The organism is Photorhabdus hindustanensis (assembly GCF_002968995.1).
Lineage (GTDB): Bacteria > Pseudomonadota > Gammaproteobacteria > Enterobacterales > Enterobacteriaceae > Photorhabdus > Photorhabdus akhurstii.
This window is the reverse complement of sequence record NZ_PUWT01000031.1, coordinates 17,469-27,007: the sequence shown is the minus strand read 5'-3', so window position 1 is coordinate 27,007 and position 9,539 is coordinate 17,469. Positions and strand designations below refer to the sequence as shown.

Below are 9,539 nucleotides of genomic sequence, written 5' to 3'. Positions count from 1 at the left end.
TTCTGCCGCTCACCGGCCAGCGAAAAATCCTTTTCTGTTTCCTGATTTAACTCAGGAATTAAGTAGAGTTTTGTGGTGTTATCCAATATTCTTTCAGCAACACCCGTTATAAGAGAGGCATTCCGGGCGGAAATCAGCCATTCCGGGCAACTGTTGGCTTGAAAAAAATGGACAACTTTACCATGATGCAAATAGATTTCTTTACTGGCTGTCGCCTGTTTAATTGCCTGAATAATCGGTGACGGCGATAACAACTTCATCACTGCCCAGTCGTACCCCGCCGGCGCCCAATAATTGAAAAACACATTATCCATATCCTGCTCAAATGGCACAGCAGGGATGACATCATCTTCATTAACATGACGATAGTGGATAATAGAAGACAATTCTTCTACCGCACTGCGAGTTAATGTTCGCGGCATCCCATAACTGTAGAGACAAGGATTATGTTCTTTCAGTTGTGCGCTATGCAATAATGCCAGCGCGCCTCCGAGACTATGACCACAAATAAATAACAGTTTGTTTTTAACTAAATCTGAGATATCGCTGAATACTGTTGTAACTTTAGTTTCTTCACTCGGAACTGTTAGTTTCCCAACTAGACTGAATGCCTCCCAAAACCCTTTATGCACTTTACCATGATGAATAAACTCGCTGCACAACGCTTTTTCATCAGCGCAACTTAAAGCCAATGGCTGGAAAGTGGCATCAGTCAGGTAATTATCCAGGCTAACGGTTCCCCGCCAACTAATAATCATATCTTTCTTACTGGCAGCATAAAACAGTTTGGTATCACCCTGCTTATTGTTCCCTGCTTGTGAATCAATAAACTCTACCCGGGTATAACGTTCACTAAATGGCACATCACACACTACAGGAGTCGCCGATGCTTTTTCCACCTGATAAGGCAGCTTCGAGACATCCACCATTTGCCGGTTAAAAAAGTGAAGTACAGAACCTTCAACATCGACATCCCCATCAGCATAGGCCAGTACGCTCATCAAGCACTGGTTATAAGCATTCACAATGGAATACTCCTTCTGATGATGTAGCAGTAAAACCCAGGCTCGAAAAGGACATATTTCTAGCACATACCGGCGATTTAACGGATGAACCTGATAACCTTTTGGTTCCGGGTCAGGGAAGTGATAGGGAGGTGGAATATCTTTAGAATCTTTCCAATCTTTAATCACCGGCAACCCATCACTAATCTGCCCGATAGTCACATAGCGATATTGATAGCCTTCGGCTTCCGCTTTCGGTTTTACTACCGAAGCCTCTTCACCGCGTATTTCTCGCAACGGACGCTGCTCCATTTCGTCGGCCAGTGGTTGGGCGCTGATATACAACGTTACCGGATGAGGCAACAGATCCTCTTCTCTGAGCACACCGAAACCGTCGGTTGTCCCCTGGCGTACATAACCTGGGGTTCCGCGACTGATCAGGCGATAAGGCATGTTGACCAGCGGTTTTCCCTGTTCATCCACCAGCTGAAATTCCACCCAGTTTTTCAAAAACCGTTTACAATCAAGACACAAGCGTGGATCTGATATACCCATTAGTTTTACTTCCTTCTTTTAACGTTACATATGTAAGCACGCAGACCCCACGTCATGCGTTGAAAGTCTCACAAGATTTCCCCGCCCGGCTATCAATCACCTTCATCAGCATCAATGTCCTGTCAGGAATAGCCGTGATTGATTGCGTCACCAAAGAAACAAGATAGTAAAAATCCTATTACCACAGATAAGAAACACCGCTTATACCGTGAGTAATAGCAAGTTGAACGACAGGAAGACGAAATGTATCCCCATCGATTAATCCCTTTGAATAAGGGAACAGGAGTTGAAAGTTCCGTCATATTGTCCATATGACGGAACTCAAGTTATGATTATTAAACCAGCACCAAATAGCAAGAAAAATTTTCATTTTTTTAAATTTACAAAAAGTAGATTTTGTAACAAAGTGTTACAAATTCAAAAAAAGATTAAGTTATTGTAAATATAATGGCGGGTGCAATGACCAAAATACCCCATTGTCAAAAGAAGCAATCCACGATATATAAAAAAATCTGGCCTTTACTGATTTTCCACATCCAGTTTTGAGCAAAAAACAATTGCAAATTTTTCGGCTGCTTTTTTTGCAACAGCTATTTCAAGAAAACAGTGACATAGTGATTACCCTCATCTTCCTGTAGAACGGAATCACTCTCTTATTGTATTGATGATACAGAGATCACACGGATGTTTCATTTACCTTATGATTTAAAAGGAATAAACATGAACTCATACGTGAAAGAGATACCTGATGTATTACAAAGCCAATATGGTATTAATTGTCTGACAGATATTTGCCACTATTCTTTTAATGAATTCCGTCAGCAAGTCTCTGATCATCTCTCCTGGTCAGAGACCAACCGCTTATATCGTGATGCACAACAGGAACAAAAAGAGAATCAATTATATGAAGCACATATTCTTAAACGCGCTAACCCGCAGTTGCAAAATGCAGTGCACCTCGGTATTACCCTCCCTCATGCTGAATTGCGAGGCTATAATAATGAATTCGGTGGCCGAGCCAGCCAATATGTGGCGCCGGGTTCGGTTTCTTCTATGTTCTCCCCCGCGGCTTATTTAACTGAACTCTATCGTGAAGCACGTAATTTACATGCCGGCGACTCCGTTTATCATCTGGATGAACGCCGCCCAGATCTCCAATCAATGACGCTCAATCAGCAAAATATGGATACCGAGCTTTCCACTCTTTCTCTATCCAATGAAATTTTGTTGAAAGGGATTAAAGCTAATCAGACTAATCTGGACAACGATACTAAAGTGATGGAAATGTTATCCACTTTCCGTCCTTCCGGTACAATACCTTATCATGACGCTTATGAAAATGTACGTAAAGCTATCCAATTACAAGATCCGAAACTTGAACAATTTCAGAAATCACCGGCGGTCGCCGGATTAATGCATCAAGCTTCATTATTAGGAATTAATAACTCTATCTCACCAGAACTGTTTAATATTCTGACGGAAGAGATTACCGAAGCTAACGCAGAGGAAATTTATAAACAGAACTTTGGCGAAATAGATCCTGCCTGGCTGGCAATGCCGGAATATCTGAAAAGTTATTATAATCTTAGTGATGAAGAGCTCAGCCAATTTATTCGTAAATATCCCAATAATGAACTGAATACTCAGAAAGTACATTTACTAAAAATCAATAAAATTTTTTTATTATCACAAGCCGTGAATCTGCCGCTTTTAAAGTTAGATGAAATTATTCCAGAACAGAACATTACCCCAACAGTATTAGGGAAAATATTTCTAGTTAAATATTATATGCAGAAATACAATATTGATACGGAAACTGCCTTAATACTATGTAATGATTCCATTTCACAATATTCCTATAGTAATCAACCTAGTCAATTTGATCGCCTATTTAATACCCCGCCACTCAACGGGCAATATTTTACTACTGGAAATATCGATATTGACTTAAGTTTGAACAGTGCCGATAACTGGCACAAAGCAGTACTTAAACGTGCTTTTAATGTCGATGATATTTCTCTTTATCGTTTGCTCCATATTGCCAATCATAACAATACCGATGGAAAAATTGTTAATAATATAAAAAATCTTTCCAATCTTTATATGACTAAATTACTGGCAGATATTCACCAATTAACGATTGATGAACTCTATTTATTACTGATGACTATCGATGAAGATAAGATAAATTTATATGACATTGATGATAAAGAGCTTGAGAAACTCATAAATAAACTCGATACCCTAAGCAGTTGGCTGCATACACAAAAGTGGAGTGTTTATCAGTTATTTTTAATGACTACTACCAACTATGACAAAACGCTAACGCCTGAAATTCAAAACCTACTAAACACGGTCTACAATGGTTTGCAGAATTTTGATAAAGAGAAAACAGATCTTCTGGCTGCCATAGCACCTTATATTGCGGCAGCTCTACAATTACCATCTGAAAATATTGCACATTCTATTCTTCTCTGGGCTGATAAGATAAAACCAAGCGAAGATAAAATAACAGCAGAAAAATTTTGGATCTGGTTACAAAATAGGGGAATTTTAGAATTATCAAAACCGCCAGAAATGCAGGAGCAAATTATCCAGTACTGCCACTGTCTGGCACAATTGACAATGATTTATCGTTCTTCCGGCATTAATGAAAACGCGTTCCGTCTATTTATCGAAAAGCCAACTATTTTTGGCATCCCTGATGAACCAAATAAAGCGACACCAGCCCATAATGCACCAACATTAATCACCCTAACCCGCTTTGCCAATTGGGTTAATTCTCTAGGTGAAAAAGCCTCCCCTATTCTAACTGCTTTTGAAAATAAAACCTTAACCGCAGAACAATTAGCTAACGCCATGAATCTTGATGCTAATTTACTGGAACAAGCCAGTATTCAGGCACAAAATTATGAGCAGGTTACTAAAGAAAATACATTCTCCAATTGGCAATCCATCGATATTATTCTGCAATGGACCAATATAGCCAGTAATTTAAATATCTCCCCACAAGGTATTTGCCCTCTGATAGCATTAGATTATATAAAATCGGCTCAAAAAACGCCGACTTATTCCCAATGGGAAAACGCAGCTATGGCATTAACTGCCGGGCTAGACAGCCAGCAAACTAATACTCTACACGCATTTCTGGAAGAATCTCGCAGTACCGCATTAAGCAACTATTATATTGGCAAGATTGCTAACCGGGCAGCATCAATTAAAAGCCGTGACGATCTATACCAATATTTACTGATTGATAATCAAGTTTCCGCTGAAATAAAAACTACACGTATTGCCGAAGCCATCGCCAGTATCCAATTGTACGTCAACCGGGCGCTGGAAAATGTAGAAACCCATGCCGTTTCTGATGTTATAACCCGTCAATTTTTTATCGATTGGGATAAATATAATAAACGTTACAGCACTTGGGCTGGCGTTTCACAATTAGTTTACTATCCCGAAAATTATATCGATCCGACGATGCGTATCGGACAAACGAAAATGATGGATACGCTATTGCAATCCGTCAGCCAGAGCCAATTAAATGCCGATACGGTAGAAGATGCATTTAAATCTTACCTGACCTCGTTTGAACAAGTCGCTAATTTGGAAGTCATTAGTGCTTATCATGACAATGTTAATAATGACCAAGGGCTGACCTACTTTATTGGACATAGCAAAACAGAAGTTAATCAGTATTATTGGCGCAGCGTCGATCACAGTAAATTCAACGACGGTAAATTCTCTGCTAATGCCTGGAGTGAATGGCACAAAATTGACTGCGCAATTAATCCCTACCAAAGCACCATTCGACCAGTTATCTACAAATCCCGCTTATATCTAATTTGGTTAGAACAAAAGGAAACAGCTAAACAAAAGGAGGATAATAAAGTCATTACTGACTATCACTATGAATTAAAATTGGCTCATATTCGTTATGATGGTACCTGGAATGTGCCAATCACTTTTGATGTAAATGAAAAAATACTAGCTTTAAAACTGACAAAATCTCAAGCTACCGGACTCTATTGCTCAGGTTATCAAGGGGAAGATACCTTGCTGGTGATGTTTTATAGCAAAAAAGATAAATTGGATGATTATAAAGCGGATAATAAGGACAATGAAACTCTAGGATTATATATTTTCTCTGATATGTCTTCCAAAGATATGACCAATGAACAATGTGACTCTTATCGAAATAACGGTTATACACATTTCGATACTAATAGCGTTATAAGAATAAATAACCGCTATGCAGAGGATTATGAAATTCCTTCATTGATCAATCATAGCAATAGCCATGATTGGGGGGAGTATAATCTCAGCCAAGTATATGGCGGTAATATAGTTATCAACTATGAAGTTGCATCAAGTGATTTAAAAGTCTATATTTCACCAAAGTTAAGAATAATTCATGATGGAAAAGAAGGACGAGAACGTATTCAATGCGATCTGATAAAAAAATATGGTAAACCAGGTGATAAGTTTATTATTTATCCATTTCTGAATGTCAATACGCATTGGGCATCAAATAAAAAGCTCATCTATCCTGTTTATCAATATCGTGGAAATGTCACCAATAATAATAAAGGCAGATTATTATTTTTTCGAGATAATACAACTGACAAGGTAAAAGCCTTTCTTCCCACGATTAAAAAAGAGTTATACTCAGAAAATACCAATAGCAACTATGGCTATATTGATACGTCTGATGACGAATCTTTATTTAAACAATATTTCTATATGGAGGATAAAGCAGGTGGTATTTCCACCGATGTTGGGGAATCAATAAATATCAACACAATAATTTCTCCTGAAAAGGTTAAAGTCACAATTAAAGCTGGCAAAGAATACTCTCTTACAGCGAATAAAGATGTCTCCGTTCAGCCATCATCCAGTTTTGAAGAAATGTGTTACCAATTTAATACTCTCGAAATAGAGGGTTCTAATTTGAAATTTATTAATAACTCAGCCAATATTGATGTCACTTTTATCGCATTGGCAGAGGATGGGAGAAAACTAGGTTATGAAAGTTTCAGTATCCCAGTTACCCGAAAGGTTAAAACCGATAACGCGCTAACTCTTTTTCATAATGAAAATGGCGCTCAATATATGCAATGGGGAGCTTATCGTATTCGTCTTAATACGCTATTTGCTCGCCAATTAGTTGAACGCGTCACTACCGGTATTGACACAATTCTAAGTATGGAAACTCAGAATATTCAGGAACCATCGTTAGGAAAAGGATTCTTTGTTAAATTCACTCTTCCTAAATACGATCAAAACACACATGGCAATGAGTGCTGGTTTAAAATTCATATAGGGAATATTGATGGTGATACTGCAATGCGGCCATATTACCAATGGGTATTAATAAACACCGAAACCAGTGTCGTTCTTTTTGTTCCTTATGATAAACAATCTTATACCAATGAAGGTGTTAGATTAGGGGTTGAATACAAGAAAATATTCTATCAAGGCAACTGGGAACCCGCATTCTTCTATTTCAATGACACTCAACAGAAATTTACTCTGATTAATGATGCCGATTATGACTCAGCAATGACTCAATCAGGCGAAAGAAAAGGAGTTAAAAAATATAAAGGCTTCTTTGATGTTTCTATTCTATCCCATTATGCGGAACCAATGGACTTTAGCGGCGCTAATAGTCTCTACTTCTGGGAACTGTTCTACTATACCCCGATGCTGGTTGCTCAACGTTTGCTACATGAACAAAACTTTGATGAAGCCAACCGTTGGCTTAAATATGTCTGGAGCCCATCTGGCTATATTATTCATGGTCAAATTAAAAACTATCGCTGGAATGTGCGCCCGTTACTAGAAAATACCAGTTGGAACAGCGATCCTTTGGATTCCGTTGATCCTGACGCAGTGGCACAGCACGATCCAATGCACTACAAAGTAGCCACTTTTATGCGCACTCTCGATCTGCTAATGGCTCGTGGCGATCACGCCTATCGCCAACTGGAGCGGGATACGCTGAACGAAGCCAAAATGTGGTATATGCAGGCACTACACCTGCTCGGTAACAAACCTTATCTGCCACTGAGTTCCGCATGGAATAATCCACGTCTGGACAATGCCGCAGCCACTACCACACAAAAAGCACACGCCTACGCAATAACCTCTCTACGGCAAAGCACGCAAACACCATCATCATTATTGCGCTCCGCTAACACCTTGACTGATCTTTTCTTACCACAAATCAACGATGTCATGTTGAGCTACTGGAACAAACTGGAACTGCGTCTGTATAACTTACGTCACAATCTCTCTATCGATGGTCAACCGCTCCACCTGCCGATTTATGCCACACCAACCGATCCGAAAGCGTTACTCAGCGCCGCCGTTGCCACTTCTCAAAGTGGGGGCAAACTACCAGAGTCATTTATGTCACTGTGGCGCTTCCCGCATATGTTGGAAAATGCCCGTAGTATGGTCACTCAGCTAATACAGTTCGGCTCCACGTTGCAAAATATTATTGAACGCCAAGATGCCGAAGCCTTAAATGCTCTGCTGCAAAATCAAGCCAAAGAGCTGATGCTGACGACGCTCAGCATTCAAAACAAAACCCTTGAAGAAATAGATGCTGAAAAAACCGTGCTGGAAAAATCCAAAGCCGGAGCAAAATCGCGCTTTGATAACTACAGCAAATTATACGACGAAGATGTCAACGCCGGTGAGCGTCAAGCTCTGGATATGCGAATAGCTTCCCAAAGTATTACCTCAGGATTGAAAGGCTTGCACATGGCTGCCGCCGCACTGGAGATGGTGCCCAATATCTACGGCTTTGCCGTCGGGGGAACGCGCTTTGGGGCGATTGCCAATGCTATTGCTATTGGTGGCGGTATCGCCGCAGAAGGTTTGTTAATTGAAGCGGAGAAAGTCTCGCAATCTGAAATATGGCGCCGTCGCCGTCAAGAGTGGGAAATCCAGCGTAATAATGCCGACGCAGAGATGAAACAAATCGATGCTCAACTTAAATCACTAACGGTACGCCGTGAAGCGGCGGTATTACAGAAAACCAGCCTAAAAACTCAACAGGAACAAACTCAAGCGCAACTAGCCTTCCTGCAACGAAAATTCAGCAATCAAGCGCTGTATAATTGGTTACGTGGTCGGTTAGCAGCCATTTACTTCCAATTTTACGATTTAGTCGTCGCCCGTTGTTTAATGGCGGAACAAGCTTACCGTTGGGAAACTAATGATAACTCCGCACGCTTTATTAAACCGGGAGCCTGGCAGGGAACCTATGCCGGCTTGCTCGCCGGAGAAACCTTAATGTTGAATCTGGCACAAATGGAAGACGCGCACCTGAAACAAGAACAACGAGCACTGGAAGTGGAACGCACGGTTTCTCTGGCGCAGGTGTACCAATCCTTAGGGGAAAAAAGCTTTGCATTAAAAGATAAAATTGAAGCGTTACTACAAGGAGGTAAAGAGACTTCCGCCGGTAACGACGGCAATCAATTGAAATTAACCAACAATACGCTATCCGCGACGCTAACCCTGCAAGATCTGAAACTCAAAGATGACTACCCGGAAGAGATGCAGTTAGGTAAAACACGCCGTATTAAACAAATTAGCGTCTCCTTACCGGCACTGCTAGGACCATATCAAGATGTACAGGCAGTTCTGTCTTATGGTGGCGGCGCCGCTGGATTAGCTAAAGGTTGCAAAGCCTTGGCGGTCTCCCACGGCCTGAATGACAACGGTCAGTTCCAACTCGACTTTAACGATGGCAAATTCCTGCCGTTTGAAGGGATCGATATTAATGACAAGGGAACATTTACGCTAAGCTTCCCCAATGCCACCAGTAAACAAAAATCAATATTACAGATGCTGAACGATATTATTCTGCACATTCGTTACACTATTCTCGAATAACTATCACCCGTAACAGGTCCTAATCAGGACCTGTTATTAAAATTCATCTTACATGCCAATGTTATTTCAAGT

At 40.4% G+C, this 9,539-nt stretch carries 2 protein-coding genes; one reads left to right on the top strand and one right to left on the bottom strand.

Features of this window, described 5'->3' with window-relative positions; genetic code table 11:
• Positions 1–1,559 (bottom strand): lipase family protein (locus tag C6H66_RS12990; RefSeq protein ID WP_105395816.1); only part of this gene is annotated, 1,559 nt, incomplete at its 3' end.
• 720 nt (positions 1,560–2,279) lie between these two features.
• Here C6H66_RS12990 and C6H66_RS12985 point away from each other — a divergent pair.
• Positions 2,280–9,467 (top strand): Tc toxin subunit A-related protein, encoded by a 7,188-nt coding sequence (locus C6H66_RS12985; protein ID WP_105395815.1) that lies wholly within the window; start codon positions 2,280–2,282, stop codon positions 9,465–9,467.
• Positions 9,468–9,539 lie beyond the last annotated feature (72 nt).